This is a genomic window from Amycolatopsis melonis, from assembly GCF_040064235.1.
Lineage (GTDB): Bacteria > Actinomycetota > Actinomycetes > Mycobacteriales > Pseudonocardiaceae > Amycolatopsis > Amycolatopsis melonis.
The window spans coordinates 132979-147359 of sequence record NZ_JBDZYD010000001.1; the positions used below are offsets into that span (position 1 = coordinate 132979).

Below are 14381 nucleotides of genomic sequence, written 5' to 3' on the forward strand. Positions count from 1 at the left end.
GGGCGGTGGGCATCTCCGGAGCGGCCGGCATTACCCATTAACTGCCGGGCCGGGACGCGCACCCCGACGGCGCGTCCCGGCCCGGTCCCCACCCAGGAGAAAGCCCAGCCATGAGTGAGCCCATCCTCGAGATCAAGGGCCTGAACAAGAGCTTCGGCCCGGTCCACGTCCTCCACGACGTGGACTTCGACGTGCGTGCGGGCGAAGTGACCGCCCTCGTCGGCGACAACGGCGCCGGCAAGTCCACCCTCGTCAAGTGCATCGCCGGCATCCACCCGTACGACTCGGGGGCCGTGCGGTTCAACGGGACCGACGCCCACATCCGCGGCCCGAAGGACGCCGCGGAACTCGGCATCGAGGTCGTCTACCAGGACCTCGCGCTCGCCGACAACCTCGACATCGTCCAGAACATGTTCCTCGGCCGCGAGCGCGGCAGCTCGTGGAAGCTGGACGAGGCCAGCATGGAGAAGGCCGCCCGCGAGACGCTGGCCTCCCTGTCGGTCCGCACGGTGAAGTCGGTCCGCACCCCGGTCTCCTCGCTGTCCGGTGGCCAGCGCCAGACCGTCGCCATCGCCAAGTCCGTGCTGTGGAACAGCAAGGTCGTCGTGCTCGACGAGCCGACCGCCGCGCTCGGTGTCGCGCAGACCCGGCAGGTGCTCGACCTGGTCCGCAGGCTGGCCGAGCAGGGCCTGGGGGTCGTGCTGATCAGCCACAACATGGCCGACGTGTTCGAGGTCGCCGACCGCATCGCCGTCCTCTACCTCGGCAGGCTCGTCGCCGAGGTGCACACGAAGGACGTCACCCACGGCCAGGTCGTGGAGCTGATCACCGCGGGTCGCTCCGGTGACCTCGGCCTGGCCCGGCCCGAAACCGTGGTCCTGTGAGCGGGAAGAAAGAACCGGAAATGACTGAATCCCCTGCCAAGCACGAGGTCGAGACCCCGGCCGCGGAAGCGCTCGCGCAGACCCAGAACCCCACCGCCGCCATCTCCGACTTCGGCATCGACACGACATCGATGTCAACCGGCGAAGCGATCCGCGACTACTTCGCCCGCCTGCGGGCAGGCGAGCTCGGGGCGCTGCCGTCGCTGTTCGGCCTGCTCGTGCTGATCATTCTCTTCAGCGCGCTGTCGGACAACTTCTTCACGCTGGCCAACATCGCCAACGTGTTCCCGCAGGGCGCCGGCGTCATCATCATCGCGATGGGCATCGTGTTCGTGCTGCTGCTCGGCGAGATCGACCTCGCCGCGGGCGTGGCCTCCGGTGTCGCCGCCTCGGTGATGGCACTGCACTACGTCCATGCCGGGAACCTGCTGGGGTCACTGGGGACCGGCGTGTTCGTCACGTTCATCGCCGTCCTCGCCGTGGCCATGCTGCTGTCGGCCTACCAGCGGATCTGGGCCGGTGCCGCGCTTTCGCTGATCGGCCTGCTGATCGTCGCGATCGGCGTGCCGGCCAACGCGTGGCTGGAGATCCTGCTCGCGATCTGCGTCGGCACCGCGATCGGCTGCATCACCGGCTTCCTCGTCTCGAAGATCGGCATGCCGTCCTTCGTCGTGACGCTGGCGCTGTTCATCGTCTGGCAGGGCGTCCTGCTGCAGTTCATCGGCGAGGGCGGCACGATCGGCATCAGCAACTCCGACGTCCTGTACAAGATCGCCAACGGCAACCTGGACATCCTCGGCAGCTGGATCTTCTTCCTCGTCGCCGCCGGCGGGTTCGCGGTGATCACGCTGGTCAGCCACTTCAAGCGGCTCCAGCGCGGCCTGGTCGTCCAGCCGACGGCGCTGGTCATGATCAAGGTCGGCGCGCTGGTCGTGCTGTCGGCGCTGGGCACCTGGCTGCTGACGATCAACCGCTCGCCGAACAAGGCGGTCGTCACGATCGAAGGCGTCCCGTACGTCATCCCGATCATGCTGGTGCTGCTGGTGGCCGGCACGTACGTGCTCAACCGGACCAAGTACGGCCGGTACGTCTACGCCGTCGGCGGCAACAAGGAAGCCGCCCGCCGCGCCGGTATCGACGTGCCGAAGATCCGGGCGAGCGTGTTCGTCATCGGCTCGGCGGTCGCGGCCGTCGGCGGCATCGTCGCCGCGTCGAAGGTCGGTTCGGTCAGCCCGCAGTCCGGTGGCCTGAACACGCTGCTGTTCGCGGTCGGCTCGGCCGTCATCGGCGGCACGTCGCTGTTCGGCGGCAAGGGCCGGATCTCCGACGCCGTGGTCGGCGGCCTGGTGATCGCCGTCGTCATCAACGGCCTCGGCCTGCTCAAGCAGCCGGCCGCGGTGGTCAACATCATCACCGGCCTGGTCCTGCTGCTCGCCGCCACGGTCGACGCGCTGTCCCGGCGCCGCGCGGCTGCGTCGGCGCGCTGAGCCAGCATGGGATGATAAAGCCCGTGACCAGCACGCCCGTTGCTCGACCGGACGAGGTGCGCCGGCACAACCGCACGACCCTGCTCCGCCTGCTGCACGTCGGCGGGCCGAGCACCCGGGCGACCCTGGCCGCCGAGCTGGGGCTCAACCGGAGCACGATCAAGACCCTCGTCGACGGGCTCGCCGAAGCCGGCGTCGTCGAGGAGAAGGTGCCGAGGCCGGGACGAGGGGCGGGCCGCCCCTCGCTCCTGGTCCTGCCCCAGCCGCACGCGGCGGTCGTGCTCGCGGTCGACCTGCAGGTCGAGCACGTCGCGATCGCCCTGGTCGGGCTGGGCGGGCAGATCCTGGGCCGCAACAGCTGGAACCTGCGCGGCCGGATGGGGCAGCCCGAGGAGGTCATCACCCACGTCGTCGAGTCGACGGCCATCCTGGCAGGCGACCTCGACGTGACCCCGGTGGCGGCCGGGGTGTCGGTGCCCGGCGTGGTCCGGCGGGCCGACGGGCACGTGCACGAGGCCCCGAACCTGCGCTGGACCGACGTCGCGCTCGGCGAACGGCTCGGCGGGGTGCTGCAGATCCCGATCCTGGTCGGCAACGACGCGGAGTTCGGCGCGGTCGCCGAGCACCTGCGCGGGGCGGCCCGCGGCGCGTCCGACGTGGTGTACATCTCGGCGGACGTCGGGGTCGGCGGCGGCGTGATCGCCGAGGGGTCGGCGCTGCGCGGCGGCTCCGGCTACGTCGGCGAGATCGGGCACATGGTCATCCGCCCGGACGGGCGGCCCTGCTACTGCGGCAGCAGCGGCTGCTGGGAGACCGAGGTCGGCGAGGCGGCGCTGTGCCGGGCCATGGGGCTGCCGGAGGACACCCCGCGTGGCGCGATCCTGTTCGAGCTGCGCGAGCTGGGCCGGGACCCGGAGGCGGCGCTGTCCCGGCTGGCGGAGTTCGCCGAGTGGCTGACGCTGGGGCTGATCAACGTCGTCAACCTGCTCGGCCCGCAGCTGGTGGTCCTCGGCGACCTGCTGACGGTGCTGCCGGAGGCGGTGCTGCGGCACGTCGGCGCCGAAGTGCGGCGGCGCAGCCTGGTGAGCCGCGCGGTCGGCGGCACCCGGATCGTCAGCTCGGCGCTGGGGGCCGACGGCAAGCTGCTGGGCGCCGCGGAAGTGGCGTTCGAGGTCGTCCTGGATTCTGTCTGATTCCTGTCCGGTTCCGTGTCCGGAATCACCATGATTCGCGTTCGGACCGTGACATTTCCCCGCGCACTTCGCAAGTTGCAGAAAGGCGGCCGGCGCCTGTGCGCACCGGCCGCCTTTCGCGGGTCTGCGGTTACCGCTGGATGTCGGCGGACAGTTCCTTGAGCTTGGCCTCGTGCTCGCGGGCGTGGTGCCCGCAGAAGAGCAGTTCGCCACCTCCGGCGAGGATGGCTCGTACCTGAGCTGCTGCTCCGCACCGGTCACAGCGGTCGGCGGCGGTCAGTTCGGGGCGGGTGAGCGTCGGCGATGTCATGGGGGTCTCCCTCCGTCCCGGCACCGGTCGCCCGGTGCCATCGATCCAGCTACGCCCACTTCGGGACTGCTGCCGGTGGCGGCGATCGCCTCCGGCTCCGCGGTGTTCGTGCTTCCACTGTTCCAGACGTTTCGCGGCTCGCAAGTGTTCCCGCGCCGGTGGGACCTGAGTCACGTCGATTTACCCCGGATGCCGTAACGCTCTTCGGCAATCCAGGAGAGGAATACCCGGAGAGTTACGTTTTCCGTGGTCAGGCACCATGGGGGCATGAGCACGGTGACGACCCGGCGACGGCTTTCCGCCCCGCCCGCCCCGCTCTTGTTCGTTCTCAGCGGAATTTCGATGTACGCGGGCGCGGCGGTGGCGGTCGGGCTTTTCGGCCACGCAACCCCGGCCGGCGTGGCCTGGCTGCGCTGCCTGGGAGCGGCAGTGGTCCTCCTGGCCTGGCGCCACCCACCCGGCCCATCCTGGCGCGGCCGCCGCCTGCTGCTGGCGATCGTGTTCGGCATCGTGACGGCGGGCATGAACGTGCTGTTCTACGAGGCGATCGCCCGCCTGCCCCTGGGCACGGCGGTGGCGCTGGAGTTCGCGGGCCCGGTGGTCGTGGCGGCCTTCGGTTCTCGTTCGCTGCGCGACATGCTGGCGGTGGCCCTGGTGGCGGCGGGGGTGGTGGCGATCGCGGACGTCCGCCTGGCGGGAAGCTTCTGGGGCGTGGCATTCGCCCTGGCGGCAGCGGCGGCCTGGGCGGGCTACATCCTCCTGGGCAAGCGAGTGGCAGCGAAGGGCTCGGGCATCGACAGCCTGGCCATCGGCTTCGCGGCGGCGACGGTGGCGCTGTCGCCATTGGCGTTCGGGACGGCGGAGGTGTGGTCTTCGCCACGTCTGGTGCTGCTGGGGATCGGCGTGGGGGTGTTCTCGACGGTGGTGCCGTACGCGCTGGACCAGGTGGTGTTGCGCCGGCTGGGACGCGCCCGGTTCGCGACGCTGCTGGCATTGCTCCCGGTGACGGCGGGGGTCATGGGGTTCGTGGTGCTGGGGCAGGTGCCGTCGGTCCCGGAGGCGCTGGGGACGCTGGCCGTCGTGGCGGGGGTGGCGCTGCGGAGCCGGGAGCCGGAGGTCGCGCCGGGGCGGGGGCCGGAGCCGCCTGGGTGACGTCGGCGGGTGGGCTACCTCGGGCGGGTGGCTGGCCGAGCGCTGCGGGGTGGGTAAGGGCGAACTTCCGCGCGCTCACCTCACCCACGGCGGCCCTCAGCGCAGCCAAACGCATCCAAAGTGCCCCCAACCAGCGCCAAAGGTGACGTTCCGTGCACTCACGCCGCCCAAGGCGGTCCCGGCGCAGCCAACGCGACCCAAAGTGTCCCCCCTGCCCCAGCCAACTTGCGCCAAAGATGACCTTCCGTGCACTCAGGCCGCCCAAGGCGTGAGGCAGGTTGGCTGGGGCCGCGGAGGGCCGCTTCGGATGCGTAGGCGCACGGGGCCATCGGGTGCGTCGGCGCCCCAAGATCGCCTTGGGGCGCATGGGTGCCCCAAGGCGATCCTGGGTGCGTTGGCTGCGCCGAGGGGCCCTTCCGGGTGAGTAGGGCACCCCAAGGCCGCTATAGCCGCGTTGAGCGCCCCAAAGCCACCTTCAAGCGCTCGCCCGGGTTGTCCACAGCCGTCCGGCAATGTGGACAACCCGGCTCAGGACAGCGCTCGGCCCGGCTTTTCGTCGGACACCCCCGATACGCTGGAGCGGGGTGGTCCCCCAGGGAGGGTGGGCCCTGCGGTGGCCGATTCGCGAGCCGATTCGTCAGCCGATTCGCGATACCGGCGGGTGTACGGATCGTGATGGCCTCCGCCGCGGGGGACCGGGATACTGGCCCCGGCGGCAGGAGGCTGGTGGTCATGACCAAGGCGGCGTCCGCGGCGGCGAAGGACTTTGCCGCCGCCGGGGTGGGTGGGGTGCACCTGGCCTGGGCGGACAACAACGGCATTCCCCGGTCGCGGATCGTTCCCGTGGCCGGCCTGGCCGAGGCCGCCACTCGCGGGGTCGGGGCCACCTCGCTCTTCGCCGTCTTCGACACTCACGACGCCATCACCTACGCCCACCCCGGCCTCGCCACGCCCTCCGGGGACATCCGGCTCGTGCCTGTCGTCGAGCGGCTGCGGCGGCTTGCCGGGCAGCCCGCGCTCGCCTGGGCGCCCGTGCGGCAGGTCGGCAAAGACGGCGGGCCGTGGCCGTACTGCCAGCGGACCGTCCTCGAAGCGCAGGTTGCCGAGGGTGCCCGGCGGGGGCTGGAGTTCCGGGCCGGGTACGAGCTGGAGTTCGCCGTCGCCGCCGCGGGGAGTGCCGATGTCGTGGCCAACCCCGGGCATCCCGGGCCCGCCTACAGCCCGCACGCCCTCGTGCGGCTCGACGGCTTCGTCGCCTCGCTGCTGCACGACTTCGCCGCCAACGGGCTGCGGATCGGCCAGCTGCACGCCGAGTACGGGCTCGCGCAGCTCGAGCTGTCGCTCGCCGCGACCGATCCCGTCTCCGCCGCCGACGACCAGCTGCTCGCCCGGCAGACCATCCACGCCGCCGCGCACACGCACGGTCTTGTCGTCAGCTTCGCGCCGATGGTCGGGCTGGGTGTCGCGGGCAACGGCTGGCACCTGCACACCTCCGTCCGCCGCAAAGGCCGGAACCTTCTCGAAAGCGACGAAACCGGCAAACCGGCCGAACAGGGGTATCTCGCCGGACTCCTGCGCGACCTGCCCGCGCTGAGCGCGATCACCGCGCCGAGCGTCCCGTCCACCCTGCGGCTGCGGCCCGGTTACTTCGCGGGCGCGTACGCCTTCTGGGGCGTCGAAAACCGCGAAGCGCCGCTGCGGTACGTCCCCGGCTCGCCGATGCTGGGTGCCGACCACGCGAACGTCGAGCTCAAGACGTCCGACGCCTCGGCGAACCCGTATCTCGCCCTCGCCGTGGTGCTGGCCGCCGGGATGGCCGGCCTGGAGGACGCGGCCGAGCTGCCCGAGCCGATCGGCGACGACCCGGGCAGCTGGACGGCGGAGGAGCGGGAGACGCGTGGCGTGCGACGGCTGCCGGCGGATCCGGCCGAGCAGGATGCCGCGCTGCTGGCGTCGCCGCGGATTTCCGGCGTGCTCGGCGAGGAACTGCTCGGTGCCTTCCGGGCCGTCCGCGCGTCCGACGCCGCGTGGGCGGCCGACCGCACGGCCGAGGAGATCGTCGCCGCACACCTGTGGCGCTACTGAAGGCTGAGGGGACCGATGTCTTCGGGGATCGACGGCGGGCAGCTCGACCTGTCCGGGGTGCGCTGGCTGCCGGGCGGGGCCCGGCTGGCCGCGGTGGCCCAGGCGGAACTGCCCCAGAAGGACGGCCTGGCCGCGGCGTTCTGCGGGCTCGCGGCACTGCGGGCGGCCGGGTTCGACGGGCCCGACCAGGACGCCGTCGCGGCGGCCGCGGGCACCGTCCGCGGTCCGGTGGTGCGGCCCGCGGGTGAGCCGGGCCGGACGGACTTCCGGCTGCCCCTGCCGGTCGTCGACGACCCGGCCGCGGCCGGGACGCGGGTGTCCGCGCTGGCGTCGGCCGTCGGCTCGCTCTCGGGCGGGGCGCTCACGGCGGTGCCGGTCACGGGCGCGTGGACCACCGAGTCGCTGTTCGACCTGCTGGCCGGGCTGTGGGACGTCCCGCGGGTCGCGGTGATCGCCCGGATCGACGGCGCCGAGCTCGGCGCCCACGACACCCCGGAACGCGCCCTGCTCGACTACCTCGACACCGGCGTCCCGCCACTGTGGACGTCGCGCTGGCGCCCGCCCGGCGGCCACTTCGTGCTTCTGGCGGGCATCCGCATCGGCGCCGAGGGCACGCTGGTGTCCGTTGTGGACACTTACCCGTCGTTGGGCGACAACGGGATCCACGACCAGCCGGTCGAATGGGTCACGGCGGCGCTGACCGGCCTCGGTGTACTGGTGGTCGTCGACGCCGATCAGGCCGCGGTGGTACGCGAAGCGGCCCGCGTCGCCCGGCTCACTCCGTCCTCTTGGGACTGACCGGCGTCCGGTCCGCGAACCGGGAGTGCTTGCGCCCGTAGGCGAAGTAGATCACCAGGCCGATCGCCAGCCACACGGCGAAGCGGATCCAGGTGAGCACGTTGAGGTTGAGCATCAGGTACAGGCACGCCAGCGCCGCGACGGCAGGCACGACCGGCGAGAACGGCACCGTGAACGGCCGGTCCAGGTCGGGACGGCGGCGGCGCAGCACCGGGACCGCCACCGCGACGATGATCATCGCCGACAGCGCGCCGATGCTCACCATGTCGGCCAGCTCCGAGATCGGCACGAAGGCGGCCAGCACGGCGATCAGCGCCGCGCCGCCGATGGTCATCCGGTGCGGCGTGCCCCAGCGCGGGTGTGCGGTGCCGAGCGCCTTCGGCAGCAGGCCGTCGCGGCCCATCGCGAAGCCGATGCGCCCGATCGTGACCAGCTCGACCATCATCACCGACGTCAGCCCGGTCACCGCGCCGAGCGCGATCAGCGCGCCCACCCAGTGCTGGCCGACCCGGTCGAACGCGTCGGCCAGCGGCGCGCCGGTGTCGATGTCGGTGAACGGGACCATGCCGGTCAGCACGATCGACACGCCGATGTAGAGCAGCGCGCAGACGCCCAGCGCGCCGAGAATGCCGACCCGGAGGTCCTTGCGCGGGTTGAGCGTCTCCTCGCCGAGGTTCGCGAGCGCCTCGAAGCCGGTGTAGGCGAAGAAGACCACGGCGGCCGCGGTCACCATCCCGGCCAGGCCGTACACCGACTGCTCGACGCCGAGCGCGGCCTGGACCACCGGTTGGGTCAGGACCGTCGACCCGGCGTCGGCGGGGTGCGCCGCCGGGATGAACGGCGTGAGGTTCGCGCCGCGGACGAAGAACAGCCCGACCGCCAGCACGAGCACGCAGACCGCGACCTTCACGCACACCAGCAGGTTCGTCACCCAGGCCGACTCCTTGATGCCGAGCACGGCGACCACGGTCAGCACGGCGATGATGAAGACCGCGCCGACGTTGACCGTCGCGTCCTCGCCGAACCACTCCGGCGACAGCCCGAGCAGGTTGGCCAGGTAACCCGACCAGCCGCGGGACACCACGGCGGCGCCGAGCGCGAACTCCAGCAGCAGGTCCCAGCCGATGATCCAGGCGAACACCTCGCCGAGGGTCGCGAAGGCGTAGGTGTAAGCGCTTCCGGCCGTCGGGACGCTGGAGGCCAGCTCGGCGTAGCACAGCGCCGCCAGCCCGGCGACGACCGCGCCGAGCACGAACGACAGCGTCACGGCCGGCCCGGCGTGGGTCTTCGCTTCGACACCCGCCAGGGTGAAGATGCCGGTCCCGATGATGATCCCGACGCCCATGCCGACCAGGTCGCGCCCGCGCAGCCGCCGCTTCAGCTCACCGGACTCCTGGCGCTCCAGCACCTCGTCCACGTTCAGCGTTCTCCGCACACCCATGAGGAGAAAGTTAGAAGGTCATGGGCCCTCCCGCAGATCGGCGGCCGTCAGGCCGTTCTCCCTGGCGAGGATCGCCGCCTGCACCCGGGAGTGCAGGCCGAGCTTGGCCAGCACGCGGGAGACGTGGGTCTTGACGGTCGTCTCGCCGATGTACAGCCGGGTGCCGATCTGGGCGTTCGTCAGGCCTTCGCCGAGGCAGGCGAAGACTTCGCGCTCGCGGTCGGTGAGCGTGGCCAGGCCGTCGGGCGGTGGCGGGGGCGGCCGTTCCGGGGTGGCCGCGGCGAAGGCGTTGATCAGCTTGCGCGTGACCTGCGGGGAGAGGACGCCTTCCCCGGCCGCGACGAGCTTCACCGCTTCGATCAGCCGCGGCGCTGGGACGGACTTGATGAGGAACCCGGCGGCGCCGGCCCGCAGCGCGCCTTCCACGTACTCCTGCAGGTCGAACGTCGTCAGCACGATCACCTGCGACAGCCCTTCCTCGACCAGTTCGCGGGTGGCGGTGATGCCGTCGACGCCGGGCATCCGGATGTCCATCAGGGTGACGTCCGGCCGGAACGCCCTGGCCAGCCGCACGGCGGCCGCGCCGTCACCGGCCTCGCCGACGACCTCGATGCCGTCGGCGTTGCCGAGGATGGTGCTGAGGCCGAACCGCACGGCGTCGTGGTCGTCGGCGATGAGGACCTTGATCGTCATCGGGGCTCGCTCACCGGTAGTTCCGCGTGGACCCGCCAGCCGTCGTCCGCCGGCCCCGCGGTCAGGGTGCCGCCGACCGCGTCGGCCCGTTCGCGCATGTTCAGCAGGCCGGTGCCGGTGGTGGCCGCGTCCCCCGGCGGGTGGAAGACGTCGTTGCGGATCTCGACTTCGAGGGTGCCGTCGAGCCAGCGGAAGTCGAGGTCGACGCGGCCGCCGGGAGCGTGCTTGACCGCGTTGGTCAGTGCTTCCTGGGCGATCCGGTACGCGGTCAGGTCCACCGCCGTCGGCAGCGGTACGCCGTCCACAGTGGACCCGACGCGGACCTCCAGCCCGGTCGCGCGCGCCGACTCGACGAGCTTGGCCAGGTCGGCCAGCCGGGCAGGCGCGGTCGTCTCCGCGGCCGCGCCTTCGGCCTTGAGCAGCCCGATCATCGCGCGCATCTCCTCCAGGGCGCTGACACTGTTCTCCCGTACCGATTCCAGGACCGTCTTCGCCAGCTTCGGATCCGCCAGTGACAGCGCGGCCTCCGACTGGATCGCGATGGCCGAGAGGTGCCCGGCGATCACGTCGTGCAGGTCGCGCGCCATCCGCCCGCGCTCGGCGGCGACCGCGGCCCGCCGGTCCAGCTCCGCGATCTTCGCCAGCTGGGCAGCGTTCGCCCGCTCGGCCTCGGCGATGTCGCGCTGCTGCCGGACGTTGGCCGCCCACCACACCGGCGTGACGACGAACGGCAGCACGCCCACCGCGGCGAGCACCGCAGTGCGCCACTGCTGCGCGAACACCAGCACCGCGGCGAACACGGCGAGGACCGCCAGCGCGGCCACGCCGATCATGACCCGGCTCGCGCGCCGCGAGCCGTACAAGGTGGCCGCGTACAGGAAGTCGGTGAAGACGATCATCACCGGCAGCGAAGGCCCGAGCCAGACGTCCACCGCGAGCACCGCCGTGGCCAGGAGAAGGGCGAGCGGTACGCGACGGCGGAGCAGTTCGAGCCCGCACAGCGCGGTCAGTTCGAGCAGCCGCACCCACAGTGGCGCGTGATCGGTCACGAGCACCAGCTCGTGGATGCCGGAGGCGTACACGAGGAAGCCGATCAGCCAGGTGGTCAGCGCGATCAGGGCGTCCTGCTGCCACACCGGGAGCGAGCGCAGGCGTGGGATGGGCATGTGATCATCCCAGCACATGGGGTGAGGAGTTCGCGTCCTACGAAGTGATGACAGGGGGGTCCTGCCTTCTGCCGACGCGCCCGGGGGCCCGCGTGCGCGAATGTGGAGACGTGGACGGAATCGGCAAGTTCTTCGCGGAGAACCCGATGGCGGCCGTCATCGCGGCGGGCGAAATCGCGTTCTGGGTGTTCATCGTGGCCGGGCTCGCGGTGCGCTACCTGCTGCGCGCCCGGCGGGCGTCGGCGGTGGTGCTGGCACTGGTGCCGCTGATCGACGTGGTGGTGATCGTGGCGACGGTCGTCGACTTGACCGGTGGGGCCAAGGCCAACTTCACGCACGGCCTCGCGGCGGTGTACCTGGGCTTCAGCGTGGTGTTCGGGCCGAGCATGGTCCGCTGGGCGGACGCGCGGTTCGCGCACCGGTTCGCCGGCGGGCCGGCACCACCGCCCAAGCGGCGCGGGAAGGAGAAGCTGCGCCACGAGTGGCGTGAGTTCTTCAAGTGCCTGCTGGCCTGCGGCCTGGCGGCGGTCGCCCTGCTGGCGGCGATCTTCGTGATCGGCACGCCCGAGCAGGTGGCACCGCTGTGGGCGTGGTTCCCGCGGCTGGGCACGGTGGCGACGATCTGGCTGTTCACCGGACCGGTGTGGGAGGAGCTGTTCGGCACGCGGGAGGAGGTGCCGTCGTGATCGAGCTGATCGGGATCCTGCTGGTGGTCCAGGGAGCTGGCGGCCTGCTCAACCGGCTGCTGGGTGCGCACTCGGCTAGCTGGTTCGTGCAGCTGCATCTGTTGCCGCCTTCGCTGCATGTTGTGGCGAGCGTGGTGATGGTGCTGGCGGGGGCGGGGGTGCTGGTCGCGGTGCGGGGGAGGAAGCGGCGGGGATGAAGGGGGGATGAGGGGTCCGGGACCGTCGGGGTTGGGGTGAGGCTCCGGCCCGCTGCTGGGGCCCAGGGGACGGCACGGCGGTGGTTTGGCGTGGGCAAGCGCCCGGCGGGCTGGTTTGGGCGTGGGCAAGTGGCCGCGCGGCTGGCTTGCGCACGTCCGATGCGAGCCCCGGCAAGGGCGGCCGCAAGGGCAGCCCGCGAGACCGGCGAGGGCGCGTCGAGCGGCCGGCGGGGTGACGTGCGTCCGTGTGGATGGCGGGAAGGGGCGGGCACCGGAATGCTGGTCCCCGTGCCCGAAGACATCCCCGCCCGCCGCGCCCTGCACCGGCTTGCCGATCGCTATGGGGTCGCCGTCCGGTACGAGAACTCCGATCATGTCTGGGTCGATGTGGACGACGACGTTGTCGTCGCCGTGCTCCGGCAGTTCGGGGTCGACGCCACCACCGACGATGCCATTGCCCGGGCGCTCGCCGAGGAACCCGAGGCCGCGTTGCCGCCGACCATTGTCCTCACCGCCGGCAGCAGCCGGCCGCTGGCGGGCGAGGGTGAGGTCGTCCTCGAAGACGGGACCCGGCGGCCGGTGAGTGGCTCGCTGCCCGGTGACCTGCCGCTCGGCTGGCACCGCCTGCGGACCGCCGGGCAGGACGTCGTGCTCGCCGTCGTGCCCGCGAAACTGCCCGCCGTCCCGGCCGCCTGGGGCTGGATGCTGCAGCTCTACTCGCTGCACTCCGCCGGGTCCTGGGGCATCGGCGACTACGCCGACCTCGCCACCTTCGCCGCCCGGTCGGCCGCCGAACTGGATGCCGGGGTGCTGCTGGTCAACCCCGTTCAGGCCGTCACTCCCGCTCACCCGATCGAACGCTCGCCCTACTCGCCCGCCAGCCGCCGGTTCGCCAATCCCGTCTACCTGCGGGTCACCGCCACCGAGACCTTCGCCAGGGCCGACGCGGCGACGCAGGCGGCCGTCGAATCACTCGCACCCGACCGCGAAGGCGAACTCGTCGACTACGACGCCGTCTGGACCGCCAAGCGCGCCGCCCTCGAACTGCTGTGGCCGCACCGTACCGAAGATGTCCCCGAGGACGACGATCTCCGCGACTTCGCCCTCTTCTGCGCCCTCGCCGAACAGCACGGCGCCGACTGGCGGGACTGGCCGGAACCCCTGCGCGACCCGCGCAGCCCCGAAGTCGAGAAGGCCCGCGACGAACTGAAGGACCGCGTCGGCTTCCACGCGTGGCTGCAGCACCTCTGCCGGGTCCAGCTGGAGGCCGCGCGGACGGCCGCGCGGGATGCCGGGATGACCGTCGGGATCGTGCACGACCTGCCCGTCGGCGTGCACCCCGGCGGGGCCGACACCTGGGCCGTGCGAGACGTCTTCGCCGCCGACGTGCGGGTCGGCGCGCCGCCGGATGCCTTCAACCAGCAGGGGCAGGACTGGAACCTGCCGCCGTGGCGGCCGGACAAGCTCGCCGAGGCCGGGTACGCGCCCTTCCGGGACGTCATCCGCGGCGTGCTGCGCTTCGCCGACGGCATCCGCGTCGACCACATCGCCGGCCTGTGGCGGCTCTGGTGGATCCCGCCGGGCGAGCCCGCGCACCGCGGCACGTACGTCCACTACGACGCCGAGGCCATGGTCGGCATCCTCGCGCTCGAAGCGCACCGCGCGGGCGCGGTCGTGGTGGGGGAGGACCTCGGCACCGTCGAGGAGACTGTCACCGAGACCATGCACGAGCGCGGCATGCTCAGCTCCGCCGTCCTGTGGTTCGAACGCGACTGGGACGCGCCGGGCAAGCCGTTCACGCGCCCGGCCGGCTGGGACCCGGACGCGATGGCCAGCATCTCGACGCACGACCTGCCGACGGTCTCCGGCTGGCTGCGGGGCGAGCACGTCCGCGTGCGCGCCGAGCTGGGCCTGCTGGACCGCGGCGTCGAAGCGGAGGAGAAAGCGGCCGCCGCCGAACGGGCAGCCCTGCGGGAACTCCTTGTGCGGGAAGGGATTCCGGACGACGACCCGGTCGTCGCGCTGCACACCCTGCTTGCCGGGGCCGCGTCGCGGCTCGTGCTGACCTCGCCCGCCGACGTCGCGGGCCAGGTGCGGCAGCCGAATCTGCCCGGAACCGTCGACCAGTACCCTAACTGGCGGATTCGCCTTCCCGTCAGCGTAGACGGCTTCTTCACCGCGAAGGGGGTCCGTGCCGCGGTCGCCCCGCTGGCGGCGGCTCGCCCGCTGCCCCGGTAACGACCGTCCCCCGGCGCGCGACCCCCGGTGACACCGGCACGACCCAAGCTC

The 14381-nt window shown here is 72.1% G+C and carries 13 protein-coding genes; 9 read left to right on the forward strand and 4 right to left on the reverse strand.

Annotation, left to right across the window (positions count from 1 at the left end; all coding sequences use genetic code 11):
- Nucleotides 1-110: 110 nt before the first annotated feature.
- The 3 genes from ABJI51_RS00625 to ABJI51_RS00635 are packed head-to-tail and all read left to right on the forward strand — an operon-like array spanning nt 111 to nt 3564.
- Nucleotides 111-884 (forward strand): ATP-binding cassette domain-containing protein, encoded by a 774-nt coding sequence (locus tag ABJI51_RS00625; protein ID WP_348946848.1) that lies wholly within the window; start codon nt 111-113, stop codon nt 882-884.
- Nucleotides 885-904: 20 nt separating this feature from the next.
- Entirely contained in the window at nt 905-2371 is a 1467-nt protein-coding gene (locus ABJI51_RS00630) for a sugar ABC transporter permease (RefSeq protein ID WP_348946850.1), read from the forward strand.
- A gap of 11 nt (nt 2372-2382) precedes the next feature.
- A complete protein-coding gene (locus tag ABJI51_RS00635; RefSeq protein WP_348946852.1) occupies nt 2383-3564 on the forward strand; it encodes an ROK family protein in 1182 nt (393 codons plus the stop codon).
- A 130-nt stretch (nt 3565-3694) separates the two neighbouring features.
- Here ABJI51_RS00635 and ABJI51_RS00640 read toward each other — a convergent pair whose 3' ends face one another.
- Complete coding sequence (locus ABJI51_RS00640) at nt 3695-3874, reverse strand: DUF7455 domain-containing protein (RefSeq protein ID WP_072480431.1); 180 nt, start codon at nt 3872-3874, stop codon at nt 3695-3697.
- Nucleotides 3875-4216: 342 nt separating this feature from the next.
- Here ABJI51_RS00640 and ABJI51_RS00645 point away from each other — a divergent pair, with 342 nt between their 5' ends.
- The 3 genes from ABJI51_RS00645 to ABJI51_RS00655 all read left to right on the forward strand — a co-directional run bounded on the left by ABJI51_RS00645 (nt 4217) and on the right by ABJI51_RS00655 (nt 7909).
- Nucleotides 4217-5026 carry an EamA family transporter gene (locus ABJI51_RS00645; protein WP_348947647.1) on the forward strand — a complete coding sequence of 270 codons (810 nt, stop codon included), beginning with the start codon at nt 4217-4219 and terminating at the stop codon, nt 5024-5026.
- 732 nt (nt 5027-5758) lie between these two features.
- Complete coding sequence (locus ABJI51_RS00650; RefSeq protein WP_348946855.1) at nt 5759-7111, forward strand: type I glutamate--ammonia ligase; 1353 nt, start codon at nt 5759-5761, stop codon at nt 7109-7111.
- A 15-nt stretch (nt 7112-7126) separates the two neighbouring features.
- Nucleotides 7127-7909 (forward strand): DUF6885 family protein, encoded by a 783-nt coding sequence (locus ABJI51_RS00655; RefSeq protein WP_348946857.1) that lies wholly within the window; start codon nt 7127-7129, stop codon nt 7907-7909.
- Here the strand turns inward: ABJI51_RS00655 and ABJI51_RS00660 are convergent.
- Genes ABJI51_RS00660 through ABJI51_RS00670 form a run of 3 tightly spaced genes read right to left on the reverse strand, consistent with a single transcriptional unit; the run spans nt 7887 to nt 11209 of the window.
- The gene (locus ABJI51_RS00660) at nt 7887-9326 is read right to left on the reverse strand and encodes an amino acid permease (protein ID WP_431605563.1); all 1440 of its coding nucleotides are present in this window, start codon (nt 9324-9326) and stop codon (nt 7887-7889) included. The two genes, ABJI51_RS00655 and ABJI51_RS00660, sit on opposite strands and share 23 nt — an antisense overlap.
- Before the next feature lie 42 nt (nt 9327-9368).
- A complete protein-coding gene (locus tag ABJI51_RS00665; protein WP_348946861.1) occupies nt 9369-10043 on the reverse strand; it encodes a response regulator in 675 nt (224 codons plus the stop codon).
- Nucleotides 10040-11209, reverse strand: a complete 1170-nt coding sequence (locus tag ABJI51_RS00670) for a sensor histidine kinase (RefSeq protein WP_348946863.1) — start codon at nt 11207-11209, stop codon at nt 10040-10042. The genes ABJI51_RS00665 and ABJI51_RS00670 overlap by 4 nt, the downstream gene beginning before the upstream one ends.
- Nucleotides 11210-11355: 146 nt before the next feature.
- On the opposite strand from ABJI51_RS00670, the gene ABJI51_RS00675 reads away from it, so the two are divergent.
- The 3 genes from ABJI51_RS00675 (at nt 11356) to malQ (ending at nt 14330) form a co-directional block, all read left to right on the forward strand.
- Nucleotides 11356-11895 carry a hypothetical protein gene (locus tag ABJI51_RS00675; protein ID WP_431605564.1) on the forward strand — a complete coding sequence of 180 codons (540 nt, stop codon included), beginning with the start codon at nt 11356-11358 and terminating at the stop codon, nt 11893-11895.
- Nucleotides 11892-12092 (forward strand): hypothetical protein, encoded by a 201-nt coding sequence (locus ABJI51_RS00680; RefSeq protein ID WP_348946866.1) that lies wholly within the window; start codon nt 11892-11894, stop codon nt 12090-12092. Before ABJI51_RS00675 ends, ABJI51_RS00680 begins: the two co-directional genes overlap by 4 nt.
- A gap of 276 nt (nt 12093-12368) precedes the next feature.
- Entirely contained in the window at nt 12369-14330 is a 1962-nt protein-coding gene (gene malQ / locus ABJI51_RS00685) for a 4-alpha-glucanotransferase (RefSeq protein WP_348946867.1), read from the forward strand.
- The last annotated feature ends 51 nt before the right edge of the window (nt 14331-14381 follow it).